Raw genomic sequence first — 23113 nt, 5'->3', positions numbered from 1 at the left:
TCAGCCTTCCAGTCTTCTCATCGCCGACGCGTTGGTCTCCTCGACGTGGCGGTACGTCTCCGCCGTCGCGGTGAACTTGTCGCCGATGTCCCCCAACTGCTCGGCGAGCGAACCGAGCAGGCCGAACGTGTCGCCGGACGGCTTCTCGTGCCCCGCGGCGAAGCTCTGCCCCGCGGCGTCGTTGCCCCAGCAACTGCCGAAGCCGGACAGCAGGTTCTGCAGTCCGGACGCGATCTCGCCCGCCTGTTGCGCGAAACCGCCGAACTCGGTGGCCCCACTGGTGAGCCGGTCCAGATCGGCCTGGTAACCCCCGTTCACCGGGACCTCCTGTTGATCAGCTCGGAGTCGAGCCAGCTCTCCCGCTGCTCGAAGTCCTCTTCGTCCTCGATGTGGTCACGACGGCGCCGGATCATCACCGTCGGGGGTTCCTCCGGCGGCGCGATCTCGTCGGGACGCAGGTCGGCCGTGCCCTCCACCAGGGCGCCGGGATCCGTGCTCGACGGCAGGATCGCGCTCAGCGCCTTGTGCGTGCTCTCGCTCGCCTTCGCGGCGGCGGCGTTCGTGGTGCGCACGATCAGCTCGGCCAGCTGCTCCGGCCGGTGCCTGCGGTAGGCCTGCTCGGTGATCTCCAGCGCGGTCAGCGTGCCCTTGGGGCCGACGGTCGCGGTGACCGTCCCGTCGGGACTGGACGCCGATCCCGTCACCGCCTTCAGCTCGCGCTGCACCGTCGCGAGCTGTTCCCTGCTGCGCCGGTAGTCGGCGAGCAGCTCTTCGACCTGCGCTCGGTGGTCGTGCACCGGTCCCCCTCACACACGCATAGCCCTGTGCTGGCCCGTTGGACGTCGTTGCCAGTAGATCGGTTCCCGGCAAATTCAGTTACAGGGTGGCTTGAACGAGCGCTCGGCGCGAGCTTCTACGCCCAACCATCCCGAAACCGAACGCCCCTCAGGTCAGCGCGCGCACGACCCGTGACGGCGAGGGCCGGCCCAGCTGCCCGGCCATCCACGCGCTCGTCTCGACCAGCTTGTCGAGGTCGACGCCGTGCTTGACGCCGAGGCCGTCGAGCATCCAGACGAGGTCCTCGGTGGCGAGGTTGCCGGTCGCCGACTCCGCGTACGGGCACCCGCCGAGGCCGCCGGCCGAGGAGTCCACAGTGGTCACGCCGCATCGCAGCGCGGCCAGCGTGTTGGACAACGCCTGGCCGTACGTGTCGTGGAAGTGCACGGCGAGCGCGGACACGTCACCGAAGTCGTGCAGCAGGGCCTCGACCTGACCGGGCGTCGCCACGCCGATCGTGTCGCCCAGTGACAGCTGCGAGCACCCCAGGTCCAGCAGGCGCCGGCCGACGGCGACGACCTGCGAGCGCGGCACCGCGCCCTCCCACGGGTCGCCGAAGCACATCGACACGTAGCCGCGGACGTCCAGCCCGGCGGCGCGCGCCCGTGACACCACGGGTTCGAACATCTCGAACTGCGAGTCGAGCGTGCGGTTCAGGTTGCGCGAGGCGAAGGTCTCGGTGGCCGACGCGAAGATCGCGATGTGCGTGACGCCGGCTTCCAGCGCACGGTCGAGGCCGCGCTCGTTCGGCACCAGCACCGGGTAGATCACGCCGGGCCGCCGCTCCAGGCCGTCGAGCAGCTCGGCGGCGTCGGCGAGCTGCGGCACCCACTTGGGGTGCACGAACGATGTCGCCTCCAAAACGGACAGTCCGGACGCGGCGAGCCGGTCGAGGAACTCGAGCTTCACCGCCACCGGCACTACGGCCGACTCGTTCTGCAGGCCGTCGCGCGCGCCGACCTCCCAGATCGTGACCTCGGCCGGCAGGTCCGAAGAGGACACGACGTCCGGCAGGCCCGCCTCACGCGCGCCCATCGAGCGCCCTCGGGTGGAAGTCGTCGTCGGGGTTGTCGTTGACCTCGCGGTAGAGCATCGAGTGGACGCGCTCGACGTTCGGGATGTCGTCGAACTCGAGCGGCTCGTCGGAGGCCGACTCGATGATCAGCGTGCCGCAGCCGAGCACGCGGTCGAGCAGGCTGTGCTCGAACCGGACGCTGTTGATCCGCGACAACGGGATGTCCAGCCCGGTCCGCTTGAACACGCCCTCGCGGGCCATCACTCGGTCCGAGGTCACGATGAAGTGCGTTGTGCGCCACCGCAGCAGCGGCGTGATCGTCAGCCACAGCACCAGGATCACGCCGACGGCGGCGAGCGCGATCCACGCGATCTGGGCCCACGACTGGTCGCCGACCAGCCCCGCGAGGAATGTCGCGGCCGCGACGACCACCAGCAGCCAGAACACCGGCAGCAGCAGCATCTTCCAGTGCGGGTGCTTGTGGATCACGACGTGCTCGCCCGAGCTCAGCAGGTCGTCTGGGTAGGCCATGGAGCCAACCCTAATCACGCAGGGCGCAAATGCACCACGTCACCAGCGGACACGCCGTGGTCGGCGCCGTCCGGCCCGCGCACGACGAGCGTGCCGTCGGCCTCGATCCGCTGGGCGGTGCCCTGCAGCTGCATGCCGCCCGCCAGCTCGACGCGCACGCGCCTGCCGACCGTCGCGGAATGCTGCTGGTACTCCTCGTGCAGCCCGGACGCGAACGGGTCGCCGCCGGTCTCGCGCCACGCCTTCTCCAACGACCCCAGCTCGCTCAGCAGCTTCACCGCGAGCTCGAACCGGTCGGCCTCGGCGCCCTCGTCTGCGAGCGACGTCGGCTCCAGTCCACCCGGTGCGGGCTGGATGTCGTCCGGGAGCTTCCCGACGTTCAGCCCGATGCCCACGACCACGGCCTGCGCGACCCCGGCGGTGATCTCCGACAGGATTCCCGCGCCCTTGCGGCCGTCCGGCCCGAGCAGCAGGTCGTTCGGCCACTTCAACGACGCCTCGACACCAACCGAACGAGCGACACGCACCAGTGCCACGCCGGCCAGCAGGTTCAGCCAGGGGAGTCGTTGCGCGGGCACGTCCGTCGGCCGGAAGAGCACGCTCAGGTACAGCCCGCCGGGCGGTGACGACCACGACCGGCCACGCCTGCCCTGCCCCGCGCTCTGCTCCTCGGCGAGCAGCACCGTGCGGTCGGCGGCACCCGCGACGGCGGCCTTGGCCAGGTCCGCGTTGGTGGACCGGGTGGACGCGACGACGTCCAGCGCCGAGTACACGCCGTGTGGTTCGACCAGCCGGGCGCGCAGGGCAGCAGCGTCGAGGGGGGCGTCGAGTGGGGTGGCCATCGGGTCAGGTTATGGGTTTCCGCGTTGTTTCTCTGGGTGACCTGGGCAACTGAGACGGTGCGGAACTCGTGTGGCTCGTTAGGCTGCACCGCCATGAGCAGTGCCACCGAGCCGATCGGGCACGTTCCCAGCGACGCGCCCGACGTCCACACCACCGCCGGCAAGCTTGTCGACCTCTACCGGCGCAATGACGAGGCGGTCCACGCCGGCTCGGCACGCGCGGTCGAGAAGCAGCACGCGAAGGGCAAGAAGACCGCCCGCGAGCGCATCGACCTGTTGCTCGATCCCGGTTCGTTCGTGGAGCTGGACGAGCTCGCGCGGCACCGGTCCACGATGTTCGGGCAGGAGAAGAACCGCCCCTACGGCGACGGCGTGGTGACCGGCTACGGCACGGTCGACGGCCGCCCGGTGTGCGTGTTCAGCCAGGACGTCACGGTCTTCGGCGGCTCGCTCGGCGAGGTCTACGGCGAGAAGATCGTCAAGATCATGGATCTGGCGATCAAGACCGGCCGCCCGATCATCGGCATCAACGAGGGCGGCGGCGCGCGCATCCAGGAGGGCGTCGTCTCGCTCGGCCTGTACGGCGAGATCTTCACCCGCAACGTCCGCGCGTCCGGTGTCGTCCCGCAGATCTCGCTGATCATGGGCTCGAACGCCGGTGGGCACGTGTACTCGCCCGCGCTGACCGACTTCGTGGTGATGGTCGACCAGACGTCGCACATGTTCATCACCGGCCCGGACGTCATCAAGACCGTCACCGGCGAGGACGTGACGTTCGAGGAGCTCGGCGGCGGCCGGACGCACAACACCAAGTCCGGCAACGCGCACTACCTCGGTGCCGACGAGGACGACGCGATCTCCTACGTCAAGGAGCTGCTGTCGTACCTGCCGTCCAACAACCTCTCCGATGCCCCGGTGTTCCCGTCGGAGGACCTCACGTCCGGTTCGGTGTCGGACTCGATCACCGACACGGACCGCGAGCTGGACACGCTGATCCCGGACTCGGCGAACCAGCCGTACGACATGCACGAGGTCATCTCGCGCGTGCTCGACGACGGCGAGTTCCTCGAGGTGCAGCCGCTGTTCGCGCCGAACATCATCGTCGGCTTCGGCCGCGTGGACGGGCACTCGGTCGGTGTCGTGGCGAACCAGCCGACCCAGTTCGCCGGCTGCCTGGACATCGACGCCTCCGAGAAGGCCGCGCGGTTCGTGCGCACCTGCGACGCGTTCAACATCCCGGTGCTGACGTTCGTCGACGTGCCCGGCTTCCTGCCCGGCACGGACCAGGAGTGGAACGGCATCATCCGCCGCGGCGCCAAGCTGATCTACGCCTACGCCGAGGCGACCGTCCCCCTGGTCACCGTCATCACGCGCAAGGCGTACGGCGGCGCTTACGACGTCATGGGCTCCAAGCACCTCGGCGCCGACATCAACCTCGCCTGGCCGACCGCGCAGATCGCCGTCATGGGCGCCTCGGGTGCGGCGAACATCGTGCACCGCAAGAAGCTCGCCGCCGCGGACCCGTCCGAGGTCGACGCGCTGCGGGCCGAGTTGCAGCAGGAGTACGAGGACGCGCTGTGCAACCCGTACGTGGCGGCCGAGCGCGGCTACGTCGACTCGGTGATCCCGCCGTCCTTCACGCGCGGCTACGTGGCGCGGGCGTTGTCGATCCTGCGGGAGAAGCGCGAGACGCTGCCGCCCAAGAAGCACGGGAACATCCCGCTGTGAGCGGCTCCGAGCGGCCTCTGCTGCGGTTGGTGCGCGGCACGCCCGACGACTACGAACTGGCGGCCCTCACGGCCGTCGTGGCCGGTCTCGCGTCGGCTTCGGTGCCGGAACCGGAGCCGGAGCGGCGGTCGGCGTGGGCGGACCGTTCACGTTCGATGCGCCGGACGCTGCCCCACGGCCCAGGCGCGTGGCGCGCGTCGGGTTTCCCCGGCTAACAGTTCACGCGTCGACTGCTGAAGCCGGGAGCGCCGAGAATGGCCTCCCGGCAACGCGTCTCGCCGTCCACCCGCAACCGCAGCGTCAGGAACGTGTTCCCGCGGCTCTCCGACCGCGCGGTGACCTCGACGTCCGATCCGCCCACCGGCAGCCCGTTGCGCGCCGCGTCGGCCACGAACGTCATCAGCTGTTGCTCGGCGAGATCGACGCTGTCCGCGAACGGCCAGAACGGCACCCCGTAGGCGACCGGGTCGCTGGCGAGCACCGCCCCGACACCGAACACCCCGGCCAGACCGGCGACCACGACGAGCACCGGGAGGAGCCGCCGGGGCCGACCTGTGCGTGCCGATACGAGTACCCAGCGCTTCACTCCATCGAGATTGCCCGCGCAACGACCGGACCCGCATCGGTAGTTCTACGTGGTCTGCCAAACTCCGCGTCGTGCGCGTCGTTCTCGCCTCCCAGTCCCCCGCCCGACTCAACGTCCTGCGCTCCGCCGGCATCGACCCCGAGGTGCGGGTCTCCGGCGTCGACGAGGACGCGATCCAGGCCGCCCTGGAGAACGCGACCTCGGCCGAGCTCGTCATCGCCCTCTCGGCCGCCAAGGCGGAGAAGATCGCGGCCGAAGAAGACGACGCCGTGGTGATCGGCTGCGACTCCATGCTGGAGTTCGACGGCGAGGTCGTCGGCAAGCCGGGCAGCGCCGAGGCCGCCCGCGAACGCTGGCAGCGGATGGCGGGCAACACCGGCGTGCTGATCACCGGGCACACCGTGCTGCGCGTGCGCGACGGTCAGATCGTCGAACGGGCGAGCGCGGCCGAGCCGACGAAGGTGCGGTTCGGCACGCCGACGGACAAAGAACTGGAGGCCTACCTGGCGTCCGGCGAACCGTTGAACGTCGCGGGCGGGTTCACCATCGACGGGCTCGGCGGCTGGTTCATCGAAGGGCTCGACGGCGACCACACGAGCGTCATCGGCATCAGCCTCCCGCTCACCAGGCGGCTGCTCGCCGAGATCGGTGTGAGCATCGCCGATCTCTGGTAGACGCTGGTCACAGTTGGGAAGACCTCGTTCGTGCCGGTGCGTTGCACCCGGCGGTATGAACGAGATGCTGACGCGTCGCAGGCACATCGACCACGGACGCAGGACGAGCACGGGCTGTCAGGGCTGAACGCCCCGGCCCTTGTCAGCTCTACCTGAAAGAACATCCCGTGTCGCTCGTCAGCACCTACCGCAAGCCGAAGGTCTTCGGCACCGCCGTCCTCGCCGCACTCGTCCTCGGCGCCATCGCCGGCTGGCTCGGCAAGAAGACGTGGATCGCCGACGTCCTGGCGTGGATCGGCGAGAAGTTCACCGATCTGCTCCAGCTCACCGTCATCCCGCTGGTCTTCACCGCGATCATCGTCGGCATCACGTCGCTGCGCAGACTCGGTGGCGGACGAACAGCCGCGCGCCTCGGCGGCAAGACGTTCCTCTGGTTCGGCATCACCTCGCTGATCGCCGTGCTCATCGGCCTCGCCATCGCACTGGTCTTCAAGCCGGGCGTCGGCGTGGAGGTCACGCCGGGTGAGGGCGTCGTCGACAAGCTCGCCAAGCGCTCGTCCGGCTCGTGGAGCGCACTGCTCGACAACCTGATCCCGACCAACATCTTCACGGCGTTCACCGAGGGCGAGGTGCTGCAGGTCGTCTTCCTCGCGGTGCTCGTCGGGTTCGCCGCCTACGCGCTCGGCGAGCGGGCCGAGGCGTTCGTGAAGCTGAACCAGTCGGTGTTCGACCTGATCCAGAAGATCGTCGGCTGGATCATCCTGCTCGCCCCGATCGGTGTGTTCGGCCTGATCGGCAACGCCTTCGCGACGTACGGCAACTCGTTCGTCAAGCCGCTGTTCTCGTTGATCGCGACGGTCTACGGCGGCACGCTGCTCGTGCTGTTCGTCGTCTACCCGATCCTGCTGCGCTTCGTCGGCCGGATCAGCCCGGCGCTGTTCTTCCGCAAGGCGTGGACGGCCATCCAGTTCGCGTTCGTGTCCCGCTCGTCCGGCGCGACGCTGCCGTTGAGCCGCAAGGCCGCCACGGACCTCGGTGTGCCCGGTGACTACGCATCGTTCGCGGTGCCGCTGGCCACCACGACGAAGATGGACGGCTGCGCCGCGGTCTACCCGGCCATCGCGACGGTGTTCATCGCGAACCTGTTCGGCGTGCACCTGGGTGTCGCGCAGTACCTGACGATCGTGGCCGTCGCCGTGTTCGGCGCGCTCGCCACCGCGGGCACCACCGGCTGGTTCACCATGCTGACGCTGACGCTGAGCGCGGTCGGCATGCCGCCGCAGGTGATCGCGACCGGTGTCGCGGTCGTCTACGCGATCGACCCGATCCTGGACATGGTCCGGACTGCGACGAATGTCGCCGGACAGATCACGGTCCCGGTTCTGGTCGCCCGGAGTGAAAACCTGCTGGGCGAAAACCTGCTGGAGGACAAGGTCACGACTGAGCGCACGCCCGAAGCTGTGCCAGTTCCGGCCTGACGTTCGCCTCGTCCTTGGACGCGACGGGCGCGGTGCACCTGACCTCCGGGCCGAGCGGGTCGAAGACCTGCACGAAGGCCTGGTCACAGCGCCCGTCGCAGCCCAGCTGAACCGCGACGACATCAGAGGTGCCGTCGCGGTTCGCGTCGAACAGGCCCAGGTATCCGCCGCTCGCGAGGTAGGTGGCCTGTAGTCGTTCCCACGCGCCGTTGCGCCGGACCAGCGCCTCGCCGAGCACCTCGCTGCCGCGCGTGCCGCGCACCAGGCACACGCTGACCGCCGCGGGCGCGCACTCCAGGGCCTTGTCGCCGGAGACTTCGGCGCCGGCCGCCGCGATGGTCATCTCGAAGATGAAGTTGCCGGACTCACCCGTCACGCGAATCCGCCCGCCGCCGGTCCCGGTGAGCAGCTCGACGTTGTCACCACCGACACCTTTACCGATCACGGACTGGCAGACCGTCGTGCCGCAGATCAGGTTCGCATCGGCCGCGCCCTGGTCCGACGACTGGCCCGAAGGCCGTTGAAAGAAGGCGTAGACGAGCCCGGCCACGGTCACGACCGCCGCCAGACACGCGGTCACCAGCACCGGCCTCGTTGTGCGCACGCCGCGATTGTTCCTGATGTGCGTCAGACGTGAGCTGGCTCTCCCCGCTGAGCGCCCCGGACGGTCGTAAACTTCGGGACCAACTCAAGTTACTCGCGAGTTCAGGAGGTAGGACGTCGTGTCGTCGCTGCGCAAGGTCCTCGTCGCCAACCGCGGTGAGATCGCCGTCCGGGTCATCCGGGCCTGCAAGGACGCCGGGCTCGCCAGTGTCGCGATCTACGCGGACCCCGACCGCGACGCGCCGTTCGTCCGGCTCGCCGACGAGGCGTTCGCACTCGGCGGCAACACACCCGGTGAGAGCTACCTGTCGTTCGACAAGATCCTGGACGTCGCGAAGCGCTCCGGCGCGGACTCGGTGCACCCCGGCTACGGCTTCCTCTCCGAGAACGCCGACTTCGCCCAGGCGGTCATCGACGCGGGCCTGATCTGGATCGGGCCGACGCCGCAGGCGATCCGCGACCTCGGTGACAAGGTCACCGCGCGGCACATCGCGATGCGCGCGGGCGCGCCGCTGGTCCCCGGCACCAAGGACCCGGTGTCCGGGCCGGACGAGATCATCGCGTTCGCCGAGGAACACGGTCTGCCGGTCGCGATCAAGGCGGCGTTCGGTGGCGGCGGCCGCGGCCTGAAGGTCGCCCGCACGCTGGAGGAGATCCCCGAGCTGTTCGACAGCGCGGTGCGCGAGGCGGTCACCGCGTTCGGCCGCGGCGAGTGCTTCGTCGAGCGCTACCTGGACAAGCCGCGCCACGTCGAGGCGCAGGTGCTCGCCGACCAGCACGGCAACGTGATCGTCGTCGGCACGCGCGACTGCTCGTTGCAGCGCCGCCACCAGAAGCTGGTCGAGGAGGCGCCCGCGCCGTTCCTCAGCGACGAGCAGCGCGAGACGATCCACACGTCGGCCAAGGCGATCTGCCGCGAGGCGGGCTACCACGGCGCGGGCACGGTCGAGTACCTCGTCGCGCTGGACGGCACCATCTCGTTCCTCGAGGTCAACACGCGTCTGCAGGTCGAGCACCCGGTGTCGGAGGAGACGACCGGCATCGACCTCGTGCGGGAGATGTTCCGCATCGCCGCGGGCGAGAAGCTCAAGCACCTCTCGGACCCGACCCCTCGCGCGCACTCGATCGAGTTCCGCATCAACGGCGAGGACGCGGGCCGCGGCTTCCTGCCCGCGCCCGGCACCGTCACCTCGTTCGTCGCGCCGTCCGGGCCGGGTGTCCGGGTCGACGCCGGCGTGGAGAGCGGCTCGGTGATCGGCGGGCAGTTCGACTCGTTGCTGGCCAAGCTGATCGTGACCGGCGAGAACCGCGAAGAGGCCTTGGCGCGTTCTCGCCGCGCGCTGGACGAGATGATCGTCGAGGGCATGGCGACCGTGCTGCCGTTCCACCGCGCGATCGTGCGCGATGCGGCGTTCACCGCCGAGAAGCCAGAGGGGTTCACCGTGCACACGCGGTGGATCGAGACCGAGTGGGACAACACGATCGAGCCCTTCACGGGTGGGGCCGATGCCGCTGAGGAGGAGTCGCCGCGCCAGACCGTTGTGGTCGAGGTCGGTGGCCGTCGCCTTGAGGTGTCGCTGCCGGGTGACCTCACGGTGGGGGCTTCCAAGCCAGCGGCCAAGGCCAAGCCGAAGAGCAAGCGTGCCGGCAAGGCGGCCGCGGCGGTGTCCGGTGACGCGGTGGCGGCGCCGATGCAGGGCACGATCGTGAAGGTCGCCGTCGAGGACGGTCAGCAGGTCGAGGCGGGCGACCTCGTCGTCGTGCTGGAGGCCATGAAGATGGAGAACCCGGTGACGGCCCACAAGTCGGGCACCGTCACGGGTCTGGCGGCCGCGCCGGGTGACCCGATCACCCAGGGCACCGTCATCTGTGAGATCAAGGACTGACCGGTGCTATGGGGGGAGCTTTGCAAGCGCTGAGCGCTTGCAAAGCTCCCCCCATAGCAACACGTAGGATTTGAACCGTGAGCGAGATCCCGCCGAGGGACATCCGGATCGGCGACGCCGAGCGAGACCAGGCCCTGAAGGTGCTCGGTGAGCACATGAGCGCCGGACGCATCGACGTCGGCGAGTACGGCGAGCGGTCCGCGCGGATCACCACGGCCAAGACGCGCGGTGAGCTCCTTGAGCTCTTCACCGACCTGCCGGATCCGCGGCCGTCCTTCCTGGTGCCGACGCCGATGATGCCCGTCTCGTCTTCGCCGGCGGTCCCGAAGTGGGCCGGTGCCGTGGTTCCCGCGGTCGGGCTCGCGGTCGTCGCGCTCGTGTTCTTCACGAAGCTGTGGGTGCTGCTGCTGATCATCCCGGCGGCGGCGTTGCTGTTCGGGCGGTTCCAGGGCGGCGGTCGGTACCGCTGAGCCCGACGGTTCTACTGGTGTTGCCGGATCGCGACGACGCCGAGCGGATCGCCGCTTCGTTGCTGGCGGACGGATGGGTGCCGTGCCTGGTACACCGCGACATGCTGGCCGGTGAGGACGACGCCGAGGACGTGGACTGGGTCGTCGAGGTGACGACCGCGCCGGACGGGTCCGCGGCGAGTGCGCATCGCGTCGTCCTCGATGAGCTGGCGGACGCCAACGACGGGTTCACGAGCGACCACTAGCCTGCGGGGCGTGGAACCAGTTGAGATCAACGCGGGCGAGCTGTACCTGCGCGCGCTGCGGTCCGACGACCGGATCGACGACGCCCCCGCGCTGGCGGGCGAGTTTCCGACGGTCGAGGCCGCGCGCGAGTACATCCGGGGACGCGAGGCCGCGTGGGCGGACGACACCGTCTACTCGTGGGCGGCCTGCGACGCGACCACCGCGTCGGTGCTCGCGGTCATCGAGTTGATCGTGGACGCCGGGACCGCGACGCCCCGGACGTACTTGGATCGTGAAGTGGGTCAACGGGCCTTGGCCGCGGTGCTGCCGTGGGCCGAGCAGGCCGCCGGGTTGCGGGTGCTGTCGTGAAGAAGACCGTGCTGCTGCTCGTGTTCGTGCTGGCCGGGTGCACGGACGCGCCGGAACGCCGGGCCGACGAGGCGCCGCCGCCCGCGCCCGTGACGACGACGTCGAGCGTGGTGAAGCTGCCGCCGCGGCCGAAGGACATCGCGCTGGACCGGCTCGATCCGTGCCAGATCCTCGACGCCTCGCAGCGCAAGCAGCTCAACCTGGACAACCCGCCGAGTCCTTACGTGGAGCCGAGTTTCGGCAACGCGAAGGCCTGCACCATCCGGAGCAACACGTCGGCGAACGTCGCGCGGCTGGCGTTGGTGACGGCGTCGGGTGTGGACGTGTGGCTGTCCGACAACGCTCAGGTGGACCGGAAGATAAGCGCGATCAACGGCTATGCGGCGATCACTGTCCGCACACCCGACCTCGACGACGTCTGCAACGTGGAAGTTGATGTTGCGGAGGGCCAGTTCCTCGACGTCATGTTCCGTGATGGCGGAAATACCCCGCCTACCCAGCAAGATCATCTTTGTCTGGGTGCGATGCGAGTGGCCGAGTTCGCGCTCGCCGGTTTGTTGCACACGCGCTGACCCACACGGATGGATGTAACCCTGACCACTCCACAGTGTCACGGACTGTGGTTAGAGTGTCGAAACGTTCGTGCACACAGCCGCCGGAGGTCGCGTCATGCCGCCAGCAGGGGGAAATAGCGGAGCGGATGCCACGCCTCCCGTCGCACATCGGCTGAACGTCGAGCCCGGTTCGATCCCGACGTTGCGCAAGGCGTTCTCGACCGCGTTGACGAAGCTGGACAAGCAGATCGAGCTCGCGGTGACGGAGTTCCGGGTGCGGCCCTGGGCGGGCGATCCCGTGTCGGCCGAGGCGGCCGAGATCTTCAACGAGCGGTCAGTGTCCTCGGGTGACTCCGCGCTGGAGGCGTTGCAGAACTACCAGAAGCAGCTCAAACAGGCGATGGACTCGCTCGACGTGGTGGAGCGGCAGTACCGCGTCATCGAAGGTGACAACACCGGGCTGATGAACAAGGGCGGCTGCTGATGGCAACACACCGCTGGCAGGGTTACAGCCACGAAGAGCTCTACGAGGCCATCAACTCGGGTCCTGGGCCTGGGGCGTCGCACGCGTCGATGGAGCGGTGGGCCGGCGTGTCCGCCGCGTTGACCGAGATCAACGCCGACCTGCACGCGGGCATCCTCGGATCCGGGGCGTCCTGGGAGGGTGCCGCCGCGGACATCGCGCGGAAGGGCCTGAACCCGCTGGCGGCGTGGGCCGACGACGCGCGCACCGGGTCCGAGGTGATGCGGCTGTCGGCCGAGCTGCAGGCAGACCACATCAGCAAGGCGCGCTCGGACATGCCGCCGCCGGTTCCGGTGACCTCGGAGCAGCCGAACGCGCTGGTCAGCGGGTTGACGCACCTGTTCGGCGGGCAGACCGACCACGAGAAGCAGGAGGCCGCGGCCGACGCGGCCGAGGTCCGCGCTCGTGAGGTCATGACGACTTACGCCTCTTCGACTTCGGCGAACACGGCGACGCTTGGGCAGTTCCACCAGCCGCCGCAGCTCCAGATCAGCTCTGCCTCGGTGGCGCGTGCCGACGGGCCCGGCGTGGTCGGTCCGATGCCCTTCGGGACCGTTGGGGCGCAGGGTGGTGCTGGTGTCGTGCCGCGTCGTACGTCTGCTCCTGGAGGGCGTGGTGCGGCCGTTCCGCCTGCCCGGTCTGGTTCGGCACCGGTCGCTCCTGGGTCTTCGACGCGTACTTCCGGAGCTGCGGCCGTACACGGTGGTTCGTCCACCTCGGTGAGCTCGGCGTCGGCTGCTAGTGCCTCGTCTTCTGGAACGGGCACTTCGGGTGTGGCCGTGCCGGGTCAGCAGCGTCGCAAGACCCCTTCCGACACGACCGAGTCCTCGTCAGCCGTCGGCGCGGTGTCGTCGTCGCAAATGCAGGCCGCGGTCATGCAGAACAACACCACTGGCATGGTGGGTGCGGCGGGCACGATCGGCGCCGCGGCCGCCGGTGACGCGGTGCACAAGCGGACCGTGGCGGCCGGGCCGTCGTTCGACCCGTTCGGCGCCATGGGTGCGCGGCCGGGTGCCGATGAGGAAGAGGACGCGGAGCACAAGGCCGCCGACTATCTTCGGGAGACCGACGACATCTACGGTGTCGGCAGCTACACGTTGCCGGTGATCGGGGAGAGCACGACCGACTGATGACCATGTTCGGCCTGGATTTGGGAACTTCTGACCTGCGTGAACCCGTGAGCGTCTCGACGCTCGAGTTCGACGTGCTCTGGGAGCACCTGCGGCTGGAGACGATGCCGCTGGTGCTGAAGGTGCCGTCGCCCGGCAAGACGCGCGAGGAGCGCCGTGCCCTGGAGGACCAGGTGTGGACGGCGCTGGAGGCGCGCGGCCTCGGCGGTCCCCGTTCGTTGGATCCGATGCTCGAGGACCTGCTGCACGTCCTGAACCGGCCTCAGCAGGAGGTGGACGGGCGGCTGTGGCTCGGGCGCAGTGTGCGCGTGCTGGCCGCGTCCAAGGGCCAGGCGGGCGTTCTGGCCGTGCTGGAGGGGTCGCAGCTGTCCCTGCGTCCGGTGGACCACGAGGGCCTTCCCCGTGAAGCCCTGTCGGTGTTGCCCACGTTGCCCGCGGGCGAGGGCCACTCGATCACCCTCCCGTCGTCCGACCTGGACGCCGCGGCCGCGACAGCAACGTCGCCCGAGGCCCTAGAGGCCGCACTCCGCAACCGCGGCATCCGCCAGGAAGACGCTCACACTCTGTCCGAAATGGTCCGAGACGTGACGTTCCGCGGCCAGTACGGCGCAGCAGCCCGGGACAAATGGGGCAAACGGGTCCGCCCGGACCGAGTGATCAGCTTCTTCGACACGCCCAAGGGCCGCTACCTGCAACTACGCCGGTCCACCCCAGGCCAGCAACCGTGGAGCACGATGTCCCCCATCGACGCCCGCCGCCTACACCACCACCTAACCGAACTCCTAGCCGAGGCCGGCGCCCACTAACCGCGAGTCCCACCTTCCAGCAGCGCGAGTCCCACCTACACGCACCCCGAGTTCTGCGTTCGCACAACTCTTTCGGGTGACGTTGGTCCTGATCCGGCCAGTCGGCGCTCTCCCTCGCATGCTGATATTGCCTGAGGGGCTCCACGGGGCCTACATGCGGAAAGATCTGTTGCATCACCTCGGTCGGGGAGGTCTCGCAACGGCGTTGGCCGAGGGACGGGTGGTGCCGTTCTCCCGAAGTGTGCTGATCATCCGAGATCGCATGCTCGACTTCCGAACGCGCTGCGCCGCAGCGTTGCTTTCAGCCGGACGCGGCGCCGTGCTCGGCCGCGAAACCGCGATCTACCTGTACGGCTGCACCGCAGCGGGATCCGATCGAGTTCATCTGCTGCTTCCGTACGACCGCAAGATCCGCACGCGTTCCGACATCACCGTCCACTACGGCCGCTTCGACGACGCCGACGTCGAGGAGGTGGATGGTTTGCGATGTCTGATCCTGGACGCGGCGATAGCCGAGATGCTCTGCCGCGGTGAACGGTCGACCGCACTGGCGTGTGCGGACCAGGCAATGGCCCTCGCACCGATCGCCGACCGCCCGGAGATCAAGGCGAGCATCGGCTACCGGATCGACCATCGGGACGATCCACGGGGCAGCCGCCAAGGGCACTACCTGCTCGACCTGGTCACCGGACTCCCAGAGTCACCGGCGGAGAGCTGGTTGTTGCTCAAACTCGCAGATGCGGGCCTGCCCCTGCCCGAACCCCAACACCCAATCCGCGATCTCAACGGTCGCGAAATCTGGCGCCTCGACTTCGCCTGGCCCGAAGCACGGGTCGCGCTCGAATACGACGGCTACGAAGCGCACGTGAACAAGCGGCGCGACGATGCCGCTCGCGATGAGGATCTGCGCAGGCGCGGTTGGAAGGTCATCCGCGCAGATGTGTCGGACCTCCGTGACCCGACCAGACTCATTGGCCGCCTGAAGGTAGAACTCAGGGTGTCGGAACGTAGGACTCGCCCTGTCTGAAAGTGGGACTCAGGGGCCGATGCCTCGGCAGGGGCGGGTTCGGAGGTCGGCTACGTAATCGTCTGGGGCGCCGGCGGATTCGGCGGCGTCCGCTACCACTCCGATGTAGCGGGCGCTGGGGAGTCCGCCCTCGTAGGCGTCCAGGACGTAGAGCCAGGCGACTACCGAGCCCTCCAGCGTTTGGACTCGCAGGCGGATCTTGCGGTACAGACCGAGCGCGCCCTCCCAGCGGTCCAGGCGCGACTCGTCGCGCGGCGAGACGTCGTAGAGCACGCAGAACGTCTGCGCGTCGGGGTCCTCGACGATGGTGGCGAGCGCGCCCTCCCAGCCGAGGTCCTCGCCACCGAACGTCAGACGCCAACCGACGAGCCAGCCGGTCCCCGCCATGGGGGAGTACGGGGCTCGCTCCATCATCTGGTTCGGATCCATGTTCGACCCGTACGCGGCATAGAGCGGCACGTCCGACAGCGTAGCGACCCAACGATCAGCATCGGGTACCGGAAGACCGGGCGACACGGACCGCGTACGGTGAGCGCGGCGAAAAAGGCACCTAACGAGGGGACTGATCGTGACCCGCATCGTCATCATGGGCGGCGGACCCGCAGGTTACGAGGCAGCTCTGGTCGCCGCGCAACACGGCGCGGACGTGACGGTCGTCGAGAACGACGGCGCCGGCGGCGCGTGCGTCCTCTACGACTGCGTCCCGAGCAAGACCTTCATCGCGTCGGCGGGGGCGCGATCCGCCTTCCGCAACGCCGGTGAGCTGGGCATTCAGACGAACAACGACACGGCGACCGTCAACCTGCCGGTCGTCCACGGACGGGTCAAGGGCCTCGCGCTCGCCCAGTCGGCCGACGTCCGGGCGCGCCTCCAGCGTGAAGGCGTCCGCCTGATCAACGGCCGCGCCAAGTTCTGCGACACGAGCAAGGGCCTCGCCCAGCACAGCGTCACGGCGATCAAGAACGACGGCACCGAGGAGATCCTCAACGCAGACGTCGTCCTCGTCGCCACCGGCGCCACCCCGCGTGTCCTCAACGGCGCCGAGCCGGACGGCAAGCGCATCCTCACCTGGCGCCAGATCTACGACCTGCCCGAACTCCCCGAGCACCTCGCCGTGATCGGCTCCGGTGTGACCGGTGTGGAGTTCGCCAGCGCCTACACCGAGATGGGCGTCAAGGTCACGATGGTCTCCAGCCGCGACCGCGTCCTGCCGCACGAGGACGCCGACGCCGCCGCGGTCCTCGAGGACGTCTTCGCCGAACGCGGCACGGCCGTCGTCAAGCACGCCCGCGCCGACCGCGTCGAGAACACCGGCGACGGCGTCCTGATCCACCTCGAGGACGGCCGCACCATCGAGGCCAGCCACGCCCTCATGACGGTCGGTTCCGTCCCGAACACGAACGACATCGGCCTCGACAAGATCGGTATCGAGCTCGGGCGTGGCGGCTACATCCCGGTCGACCGGGTGTCCAGGACCAACGTCAGCGGCGTCTACGCCGCAGGTGACTGCACCGGCGTGCTCCTCCTCGCATCGGTAGCCGCGATGCAGGGCCGCATCGCCATGTGGCACGCCCTGGGCGAGGGCGTCAGCCCGATCAAGCTCAAGACCGTCGCCGCGAACGTCTTCACCAACCCCGAGATCGCGACCGTCGGCATCAGCCAGCAGGCGATCGACGCCGGCGAGGTCCCGGCCCGCACGATCATGCTGCCGCTGGCCACGAACCCGCGCGCCAAGATGGAGGGCCTGCGCCGCGGCTTCGTAAAGCTGTTCTGCCGCCCGGCGACCGGCGTGGTCATCGGTGGCGTCGTCGTCGCGCCGACCGCCAGCGAGCTGATCCTGCCGATCGCTCTCGCGGTGCAGAACCAGCTCACGGTCGAGCACCTGGCCACGACCTTCTCGGTCTACCCCTCGCTCTCCGGCTCGATCACCGAGGCCGGCCGCCAGCTCATGCGCCACGACGATCTGGACTAGACCAGTATCGACCCCAGGTGCAATACTGGACTAGTCCAGTATTGCACTGTCTTGGGGTGTCCACATGCGCCGCGCATTACACGCGGCACTGAGCGTCGTGCTGTTCTTCGGCGGCTGTGCCGACAAACAACAACCGCAACCACAAGCGCAATCGGAACCGGCCGAGCTCCGGATTCCGAAGATCGACGTGCGCTCGTCGCTCGTCCCGCTGGGACTCAACGCCGACGGCACGGTGGAGGTGCCGCCGGTGGAGACGCCCATGCAGGCGGGCTGGTACCGCAACGGGCCCAAACCGGGCGAGACAGGCCCGGCCGTCGTGCTCGGTCACGTCGACGGCAACCAGCAGGCCGGCGTGTTCTTCCGCCTGCGCGAGCTGAAGCCGCAAGACGTCATCGAAGTGTCCACAACAGACGGACAGACCAAGAGATTCCTGGTGCGGCAGGTGAACCAGGTGCCGAAGGACCAGTTCCCGACGGACGCGGTGTACGGGGACACCGCGGAGCCGGAACTGCGGTTGATCACCTGCGGCGGGAGCTTCGACCGCGCCGCGCGCAGCTACCGCGACAACGTCATCATCTACGCGACGCTCAGCTGAGGGGGAAGAGATGAAACTGGCATTGGCACTGGCCGTCGCGGGTTCGCTCGCGATGTCCGGCACCGCCTACGCACAAAACGAGGTCTACGCGGGCGACACCTACTCGGGCACGATCGCCTGCGGCCAGAACGAACTGCCACTCGTCATGATGCGGTCGGACGCGTTCGTGGGCGGGTACGCGAAGATCGAGTTCAGGACGTTCACCGCGACGATCGTGGACACACCCGGCACCTACGAAGTCGTGAGCAGGTGCGCGAGAGCGAACGAGATCAAGAGCTCGATCACCGTCCTGCCCAAGAAACCCCCTACACCGCAACCAAAGCCACAGCCGAAACCGCAGCCACAGGTCAAGGTCAGGCCCGTGGGCCCGCCCCAGACCGGTGGCGGCGGAACGGCCTAGAACCTCAGTCCTCGACCCAGTCGAAGGTCTTCGTGACAGCCTTCTTCCAGTTGGCGTACTGGGACTCGCGGGTGGACTCGTCCATCTGCGGGTCCCATTCCTTGTCCTGGGCCCAGTTGTTGCGGATGTCGTCCTCGCCCTTCCAGAAGTCGACCGCGAGCCCGGCCGCATAGGCGGCACCGAGAGCGGTCGTCTCCGCGACGACGGGACGGATCACGGGCACGCCGAGGATGTCCGCCTGGAACTGCATGAGCAGCTCGTTGACGACCATGCCGCCGTCGACCTTCAACGACGTCAGCGCGACACCCGAGTCCGCGTTCATCGCGTCGATCACCTCGCGCGTCTGGAAGGCAGTCGCCTCCAGCACGGCCCGCGCCAGGTGGCCCTTGTTGACGTACCGGGTCAGGCCGACGATCGCGCCGCGCGCGTCGGATCGCCAGTACGGCGCGAAAAGGCCGGAGAACGCCGGCACGAAGTACGCGCCGCCGTTGTCCTCGACGGACCGCGCGTGCTCCTCGATCTCCGACGCCGTCGTGATCATGCCGAGGTTGTCGCGCAGCCACTGCACCAACGAACCCGTGACCGCGATGGAACCCTCCAGCGCGTACACGGCGGCATCGGAGCCGATCTTGTAGCAGACCGTGGTGAGCAAACCGTTCTGCGACATGACCTTCTCGGTGCCGGTGTTCAGCAGCACGAAGTTGCCGGTGCCATAAGTGTTCTTGGCCTCACCGGGCGACAGGCAGGCCTGGCCGAACGTCGCGGCCTGCTGGTCGCCGAGGATGCCCGAGATCGGCACGCCCGCGAGGGCGCCCTTCTCCCGGACGTTGCCGTAGATCTCCGACGACGAACGGATCTCCGGGAGCATGGACATCGGGATGCCCATGTCCGCGGCGATGCCGGAGTCCCACTGCAACGTGTCGAGGTCCATCAACATGGTGCGCGACGCGTTGGTCGGGTCCGTGACGTGCACGCCACCGTCCGTCCCGCCGGTCATGTTCCACAGGACCCACGTGTCCATGTTGCCGAACAACAGGTCGCCCGCTTCGGCCTTCTCCCGTGCGCCCTCGACGTTGTCGAGGATCCACCGGATCTTGGGGCCGGAGAAGTAGGTCGCGAGCGGCAGACCGACCTTCGAGCGGTAGCGCTCCTGCCCGCCGCCGAGCGCACCGAGCTCCTGCACGATCTTGTCGGTGCGCGTGTCCTGCCAGACGATCGCGTTGTAGACGGGCTCGCCGGTGTTCTTGTCCCACACCACCGACGTCTCGCGCTGGTTGGTGATGCCGACGGCCACGATGTCGCCGGTCGACAGGTCGGCCTTGGCGAGCGCGCCCGCGGCGACCTGGCGGGTGTTCGTCCAGACCTCCATCGGGTCGTGCTCGACCCAGCCCGCTTTCGGGAAGATCTGCTCGTGTTCCTTCTGGTCGACCGACACCACCCGGCCGGAGTGGTCGAAGATCATGCAGCGCGTCGACGTCGTGCCCTGGTCGATGGCGGCCACGTACTGGGGCATTACCGACTTCCTTTCAGACCGGGAGAATCAGGTACAGCAACGCGGCGAGAGCGCCACCGATGAGCGGGCCCACCACCGGAATCCAGGAGTAGCCCCACTCAGCGGAACCCTTGCCGTTGATGGGAAGCACCGCGTACGCGATGCGAGGACCGAGGTCACGCGCCGGGTTGATCGCATAACCCGTCGGACCACCGAGCGAGTTGCCGATGCCGATGACGACGAACGCCACGGCCGCGTAGCCCAGCGCCGAGTTGCCGAACTGCGGGATGCCTTCCGGGCCCATCTTCGTGCCGGGGCTGACGAGGATCCACAGCATGAGCACGAAGGTGCCCAGGATCTCCGTGACGAGGTTCCACGGCACGCTGGGGATCGTGGGCCCGGTGCAGAAGATGCCTCTGGTGTTCTGCGGCTCGTCGTGCGCGTCGAACTGCGCCTTGTAGGCCAGCCACGCGAGCACCGCGCCGATGAACGCGCCGAGCATCTGTCCGGCCCAGTAGACGGGAACCTTGTTCCACTCGAGCTTGTCCGCGATCGCCAGGCTGAACGTCACCGCGGGGTTGATGTGTGCCCCACTGGGGGCGGCCACGCTGGCGCCCGCGAAGACCGCGAAACCCCAGCCGAAGTTGATGAGGAGCCATCCTCCGGCGCTGCCGAGCGTGTCCTTGAGGACCACGTTCGCCACCACGCCGGCGCCGAGCAGGATGAGGAACGCCGTACCGAGCGTCTCCCAAACGAAGATCGCGCCCAAACTCATTCGCCGACCTCCTGTTGCCTGGTCAGGCAGGAGCGCACTGTCCGGGTCCGGCCGCGCTGCCCACCCCACAATGTGCTCGGACGCTACTTCTCCCGCTGATCAGTTGTCCATGCCAACCACCTGAGGAGGGGTCGTTTTTGGGCCATTGGGACCTGGCGCCCTCACCCGTGGGCGAACCCGTGTTGCTGCAGGTAACGTGAGCCGCGAGTCGGCACAGGGAGGCGTCTGTCGTGGCCACGCGCAAGAACGCAGCTGCAGCACCGCAAACCCCCGCGAGCCCCCCGGTCACCGGTCGACTGGGTCCGGCCGAACGCGAGGAGTCGTGGACCCGTCTCGGTTCCGAGACGTTCGACCTGGTCGTGGTCGGCGGTGGTGTGGTCGGTGTGGGCGCCGCCCTCGACGCGGCGACCCGCGGCCTGCGGGTGGCGCTCGTCGAGGCGCGCGACCTCGCGTCCGGGACGTCCAGCCGGTCCAGCAAGCTGTTCCACGGTGGACTGCGCTATCTGGAGCAGCTGGAGTTCGGTCTGGTGCGAGAAGCGTTGCGGGAGCGGGAACTCATGCTCAACCGCATCGCGCCGCACCTCGTGAAGCCGGTGCCGTTCCTGTACCCGCTGAGCCACCGCGTGTGGGAGCGGCCGTACACGGCGGCCGGCCTGTTCCTGTACGACACGATGGGTGGCGCGCGCTCCGTTCCGGGGCAGAAGCACCTCACGCGTGCGGGCGCGCTACGGCTGGTGCCCGCGTTGAAACCCGACGTGCTCATCGGCGGAATCCGTTACTACGACGCACAAGCCGATGACGCACGGCACACGATGATGGTCGGCCGCACCGCCGCGCACTACGGCGCCGTCGTGCGGACCTCGACCCAGGTCGTCGAGTTCCTGCGCGAGGCGGACCGCGTGTCCGGCGTCCGCGTGCGCGACGTCGAGGACGGCCGCGAGACCGAGGTGCGCGCGCACGCGGTGATCAACGCGACCGGCGTGTGGACCGACGAACTGCAGCGGCTTTCCGGGTCGCGCGGCCGCTTCCGCGTGCGGGCGTCGAAGGGCGTGCACATCGTCGTGCCGCGCGACCGGATCGTCGCCGAGTCCGGGATGATCCTGCGCACCGAGAAGTCCGTGCTGTTCGTGATCCCGTGGCGCAACCACTGGATCGTCGGCACCACGGACACGGACTGGAACCTCGACCTGGCGCACCCCGCCGCGACGAAGAAGGACATCGACTACCTGCTCGAGCACGTGAACTCCGTGCTGGCCACGCCGTTGAAGCACGACGACATCGAGGGCGTCTACGCCGGCCTGCGGCCCCTGCTCGCCGGCGAGTCGGAGTCGACGTCGAAGCTCTCGCGCGAGCACGCCGTAGCGCGCGTCGCACCGGGTCTGGTCGCCATCGCGGGCGGCAAGTACACGACGTACCGCGTCATGGGCGCCGATGCCGTGGACGCGGCATCGGTCGACGTACCGGGCCGCATCCAGCCCTCCATCACCGACAAGGTGCCGCTGGTAGGTGCCGACGGCTATCACGCCCTGGTCAACCAGGCCGACCAGCTGGCGGCCCGGCACGGCCTGCACCCGTACCGCGTCCGGCACCTGCTGGACCGCTACGGCTCGCTGGTGCACGAGGTCCTGGCGCTGGGCACTCCGGACCTGCTGAAGCCGATCCCAGGCGCCCCGGACTACCTCCAGGTCGAGGCCGTCTACGCGGCGTCGCACGAGGGCGCGATGCACCTGGAGGACGTCCTGACGCGGCGCACCCGCATCTCGATCGAGTACCCGCACCGAGGCGCCGACTCGGCGGAGGCCGTGGCACGTCTCGTCGCGCCGATCCTCGGCTGGGACGACGACGCGATCAAGCGCGAGGTCGAGGTCTACAACGCCCGTGTGGACGCCGAGCGGGCGTCGCAGACGAAACCCGACGACCAGGCGGCCGACGCCGTCCGCTCGGCCGCCCCGGAAGCCCGATCCCAGCTAGTGGAGCCCGTGAGCTGACTGGCCTGGCCCCAGGACTGGGGTTGATCGACGTTCATTCCTGCTCGCGTCCGCGCGCACTCGTATCGGACGCGGTATGGGACTGCGGTGGTGGAGCCCGTGCTGCTCTGAGCTGCGGCAGGTTCGCGGTTGGCGTGGGCCGGGATTGTCGGACCTCGGCGCTACGGTCGGCTGGGGGTATGTCGGCGCGCCGTGGGTGTGGGCTGCCCCCGTATCTCAGGCTAGTGAGGGGGACCGACAGTTCCGGGGCCAGCGGTTCTGGGGCGGGAGCGTACGACTCGGGGGCCGGGAACGTACGACTCGCGCGGGTCGGATGGGCCGGGTCCGGGCGATGCGCGGAGCGCGAGCCGATTTGGGCATCTGCGGGTCCGGCGACCGAGCCGAAGGCGACCACGCACGGAACCCGGCAGCCAGGCTGGCGACCACGCACGGAACCCGGCAGCCAACCAAGCAACCACGCACGGCACCGGCAGCCAAAGAGGCGACCACGCACCCAGAGTGGGGCGCGTCTGGTGGGCACGTACGGAACGCGATTGGGGCTTGACTTGGGGTGCGGTGTGGTAGCCCTTGTTGGGCCGGCAGATCGTGATCTGCCGGCGGAGCCGGC

Annotated in this window: 27 protein-coding genes; 17 read left to right on the top strand and 10 right to left on the bottom strand. The window is 68.8% G+C overall.

Annotated features, from left to right (window positions below; all coding sequences use genetic code 11):
* The 5 genes from QSK35_RS38935 to QSK35_RS38915 form a co-directional block, all read right to left on the bottom strand.
* Positions 1 to 318, bottom strand: a complete 318-nt coding sequence (locus tag QSK35_RS38935; protein WP_285752954.1) for a WXG100 family type VII secretion target — start codon at positions 316 to 318, stop codon at positions 1 to 3.
* Entirely contained in the window at positions 315 to 797 is a 483-nt protein-coding gene (locus QSK35_RS38930; protein WP_285752952.1) for a YbaB/EbfC family nucleoid-associated protein, read from the bottom strand. The genes QSK35_RS38935 and QSK35_RS38930 overlap by 4 nt, the downstream gene beginning before the upstream one ends.
* Positions 798 to 945: 148 nt before the next feature.
* A complete protein-coding gene (locus QSK35_RS38925) occupies positions 946 to 1872 on the bottom strand; it encodes a hydroxymethylglutaryl-CoA lyase (RefSeq protein WP_285752950.1) in 927 nt (308 codons plus the stop codon).
* On the bottom strand, positions 1859 to 2383 hold the full coding sequence (locus QSK35_RS38920) for a PH domain-containing protein (RefSeq protein WP_285752947.1): 525 nt from the start codon (positions 2381 to 2383) through the stop codon (positions 1859 to 1861). The genes QSK35_RS38925 and QSK35_RS38920 overlap by 14 nt, the downstream gene beginning before the upstream one ends.
* 14 nt (positions 2384 to 2397) lie before the next feature.
* A complete protein-coding gene (locus tag QSK35_RS38915; RefSeq protein WP_285752945.1) occupies positions 2398 to 3225 on the bottom strand; it encodes a biotin--[acetyl-CoA-carboxylase] ligase in 828 nt (275 codons plus the stop codon).
* 93 nt (positions 3226 to 3318) lie between these two features.
* Between QSK35_RS38915 and QSK35_RS38910 the strand changes: the two genes are divergently transcribed.
* Together QSK35_RS38910 and QSK35_RS38905 are read left to right on the top strand one after the other, a co-directional pair.
* On the top strand, positions 3319 to 4953 hold the full coding sequence (locus tag QSK35_RS38910) for an acyl-CoA carboxylase subunit beta (RefSeq protein ID WP_285752943.1): 1635 nt from the start codon (positions 3319 to 3321) through the stop codon (positions 4951 to 4953).
* On the top strand, positions 4950 to 5168 hold the full coding sequence (locus QSK35_RS38905; protein ID WP_285752941.1) for an acyl-CoA carboxylase subunit epsilon: 219 nt from the start codon (positions 4950 to 4952) through the stop codon (positions 5166 to 5168). The genes QSK35_RS38910 and QSK35_RS38905 overlap by 4 nt, the downstream gene beginning before the upstream one ends.
* Here QSK35_RS38905 and QSK35_RS38900 read toward each other — a convergent pair.
* A complete protein-coding gene (locus QSK35_RS38900; RefSeq protein WP_285752939.1) occupies positions 5165 to 5539 on the bottom strand; it encodes a hypothetical protein in 375 nt (124 codons plus the stop codon). The genes QSK35_RS38905 and QSK35_RS38900 overlap by 4 nt on opposite strands.
* Before the next feature lie 71 nt (positions 5540 to 5610).
* Between QSK35_RS38900 and QSK35_RS38895 the strand changes: the two genes are divergently transcribed.
* Entirely contained in the window at positions 5611 to 6213 is a 603-nt protein-coding gene (locus QSK35_RS38895) for a Maf family protein (RefSeq protein WP_285752937.1), read from the top strand.
* 167 nt (positions 6214 to 6380) lie between these two features.
* Complete coding sequence (locus tag QSK35_RS38890) at positions 6381 to 7691, top strand: dicarboxylate/amino acid:cation symporter (protein WP_285752935.1); 1311 nt, start codon at positions 6381 to 6383, stop codon at positions 7689 to 7691.
* Here the strand turns inward: QSK35_RS38890 and QSK35_RS38885 are convergent.
* Positions 7648 to 8295, bottom strand: coding sequence for a hypothetical protein (locus QSK35_RS38885; RefSeq protein WP_285752933.1), 648 nt, complete (start codon positions 8293 to 8295; stop codon positions 7648 to 7650). The genes QSK35_RS38890 and QSK35_RS38885 overlap by 44 nt on opposite strands.
* A 118-nt stretch (positions 8296 to 8413) precedes the next feature.
* Here QSK35_RS38885 and QSK35_RS38880 point away from each other — a divergent pair, with 118 nt between their 5' ends.
* The 9 genes from QSK35_RS38880 (at position 8414) to QSK35_RS38840 (ending at position 15284) form a co-directional block, all read left to right on the top strand.
* Positions 8414 to 10180: an acetyl/propionyl/methylcrotonyl-CoA carboxylase subunit alpha gene (locus tag QSK35_RS38880; protein WP_285752931.1), complete on the top strand. Its 1767-nt coding sequence runs from the start codon at positions 8414 to 8416 to the stop codon at positions 10178 to 10180.
* Between the two features lie 77 nt (positions 10181 to 10257).
* Positions 10258 to 10650: a DUF1707 SHOCT-like domain-containing protein gene (locus tag QSK35_RS38875; protein ID WP_285752929.1), complete on the top strand. Its 393-nt coding sequence runs from the start codon at positions 10258 to 10260 to the stop codon at positions 10648 to 10650.
* A gap of 17 nt (positions 10651 to 10667) precedes the next feature.
* A complete protein-coding gene (locus QSK35_RS38870; RefSeq protein WP_285752928.1) occupies positions 10668 to 10895 on the top strand; it encodes a hypothetical protein in 228 nt (75 codons plus the stop codon).
* Between the two features lie 10 nt (positions 10896 to 10905).
* Positions 10906 to 11244, top strand: coding sequence for a GNAT family N-acetyltransferase (locus QSK35_RS38865; protein WP_285752926.1), 339 nt, complete (start codon positions 10906 to 10908; stop codon positions 11242 to 11244).
* Positions 11241 to 11816 (top strand): DUF3558 domain-containing protein, encoded by a 576-nt coding sequence (locus QSK35_RS38860; RefSeq protein ID WP_285752924.1) that lies wholly within the window; start codon positions 11241 to 11243, stop codon positions 11814 to 11816. The genes QSK35_RS38865 and QSK35_RS38860 overlap by 4 nt, the downstream gene beginning before the upstream one ends.
* A 97-nt stretch (positions 11817 to 11913) precedes the next feature.
* Positions 11914 to 12282 (top strand): transcriptional regulator, encoded by a 369-nt coding sequence (locus tag QSK35_RS38855; protein ID WP_285752922.1) that lies wholly within the window; start codon positions 11914 to 11916, stop codon positions 12280 to 12282.
* Positions 12282 to 13451 (top strand): PPE domain-containing protein, encoded by a 1170-nt coding sequence (locus QSK35_RS38850; protein ID WP_285752920.1) that lies wholly within the window; start codon positions 12282 to 12284, stop codon positions 13449 to 13451. Before QSK35_RS38855 ends, QSK35_RS38850 begins: the two co-directional genes overlap by 1 nt.
* Positions 13451 to 14257, top strand: a complete 807-nt coding sequence (locus QSK35_RS38845; protein ID WP_285752918.1) for an ESX secretion-associated protein EspG — start codon at positions 13451 to 13453, stop codon at positions 14255 to 14257. Before QSK35_RS38850 ends, QSK35_RS38845 begins: the two co-directional genes overlap by 1 nt.
* 154 nt (positions 14258 to 14411) lie before the next feature.
* The gene (locus QSK35_RS38840; RefSeq protein ID WP_285752916.1) at positions 14412 to 15284 is read left to right on the top strand and encodes an endonuclease domain-containing protein; all 873 of its coding nucleotides are present in this window, start codon (positions 14412 to 14414) and stop codon (positions 15282 to 15284) included.
* Between the two features lie 9 nt (positions 15285 to 15293).
* Here the strand turns inward: QSK35_RS38840 and QSK35_RS38835 are convergent, their stop codons facing one another.
* The gene (locus QSK35_RS38835) at positions 15294 to 15743 is read right to left on the bottom strand and encodes a gamma-glutamylcyclotransferase family protein (protein WP_285752914.1); all 450 of its coding nucleotides are present in this window, start codon (positions 15741 to 15743) and stop codon (positions 15294 to 15296) included.
* Positions 15744 to 15852: 109 nt separating this feature from the next.
* Here QSK35_RS38835 and QSK35_RS38830 point away from each other — a divergent pair, with 109 nt between their 5' ends.
* From QSK35_RS38830 to QSK35_RS38820, 3 genes are all read left to right on the top strand, one after another.
* Entirely contained in the window at positions 15853 to 17256 is a 1404-nt protein-coding gene (locus QSK35_RS38830) for an NAD(P)H-quinone dehydrogenase (RefSeq protein ID WP_285752912.1), read from the top strand.
* A gap of 64 nt (positions 17257 to 17320) precedes the next feature.
* Positions 17321 to 17851 carry a class F sortase gene (locus QSK35_RS38825; protein WP_285752910.1) on the top strand — a complete coding sequence of 177 codons (531 nt, stop codon included), beginning with the start codon at positions 17321 to 17323 and terminating at the stop codon, positions 17849 to 17851.
* Between the two features lie 10 nt (positions 17852 to 17861).
* Positions 17862 to 18251, top strand: a complete 390-nt coding sequence (locus QSK35_RS38820; RefSeq protein WP_285752908.1) for a hypothetical protein — start codon at positions 17862 to 17864, stop codon at positions 18249 to 18251.
* A gap of 4 nt (positions 18252 to 18255) precedes the next feature.
* On the opposite strand, the gene glpK is transcribed toward QSK35_RS38820, so the two are convergent.
* Complete coding sequence (gene glpK / locus QSK35_RS38815; RefSeq protein WP_285752906.1) at positions 18256 to 19764, bottom strand: glycerol kinase GlpK; 1509 nt, start codon at positions 19762 to 19764, stop codon at positions 18256 to 18258.
* A gap of 13 nt (positions 19765 to 19777) precedes the next feature.
* Positions 19778 to 20518, bottom strand: a complete 741-nt coding sequence (locus QSK35_RS38810) for an MIP/aquaporin family protein (RefSeq protein ID WP_285752904.1) — start codon at positions 20516 to 20518, stop codon at positions 19778 to 19780.
* Between the two features lie 296 nt (positions 20519 to 20814).
* On the opposite strand from QSK35_RS38810, the gene QSK35_RS38805 reads away from it, so the two are divergent.
* Positions 20815 to 22506 carry a glycerol-3-phosphate dehydrogenase/oxidase gene (locus tag QSK35_RS38805; RefSeq protein ID WP_285753051.1) on the top strand — a complete coding sequence of 564 codons (1692 nt, stop codon included), beginning with the start codon at positions 20815 to 20817 and terminating at the stop codon, positions 22504 to 22506.
* Positions 22507 to 23113: the final 607 nt, after the last annotated feature.

This window comes from Lentzea sp. NBRC 105346 (genome assembly GCF_030269605.1).
Lineage (GTDB): Bacteria > Actinomycetota > Actinomycetes > Mycobacteriales > Pseudonocardiaceae > Lentzea.
Note: the sequence above shows the minus strand (reverse complement) of the source record. Positions and strands in the feature narration are given on the sequence as shown.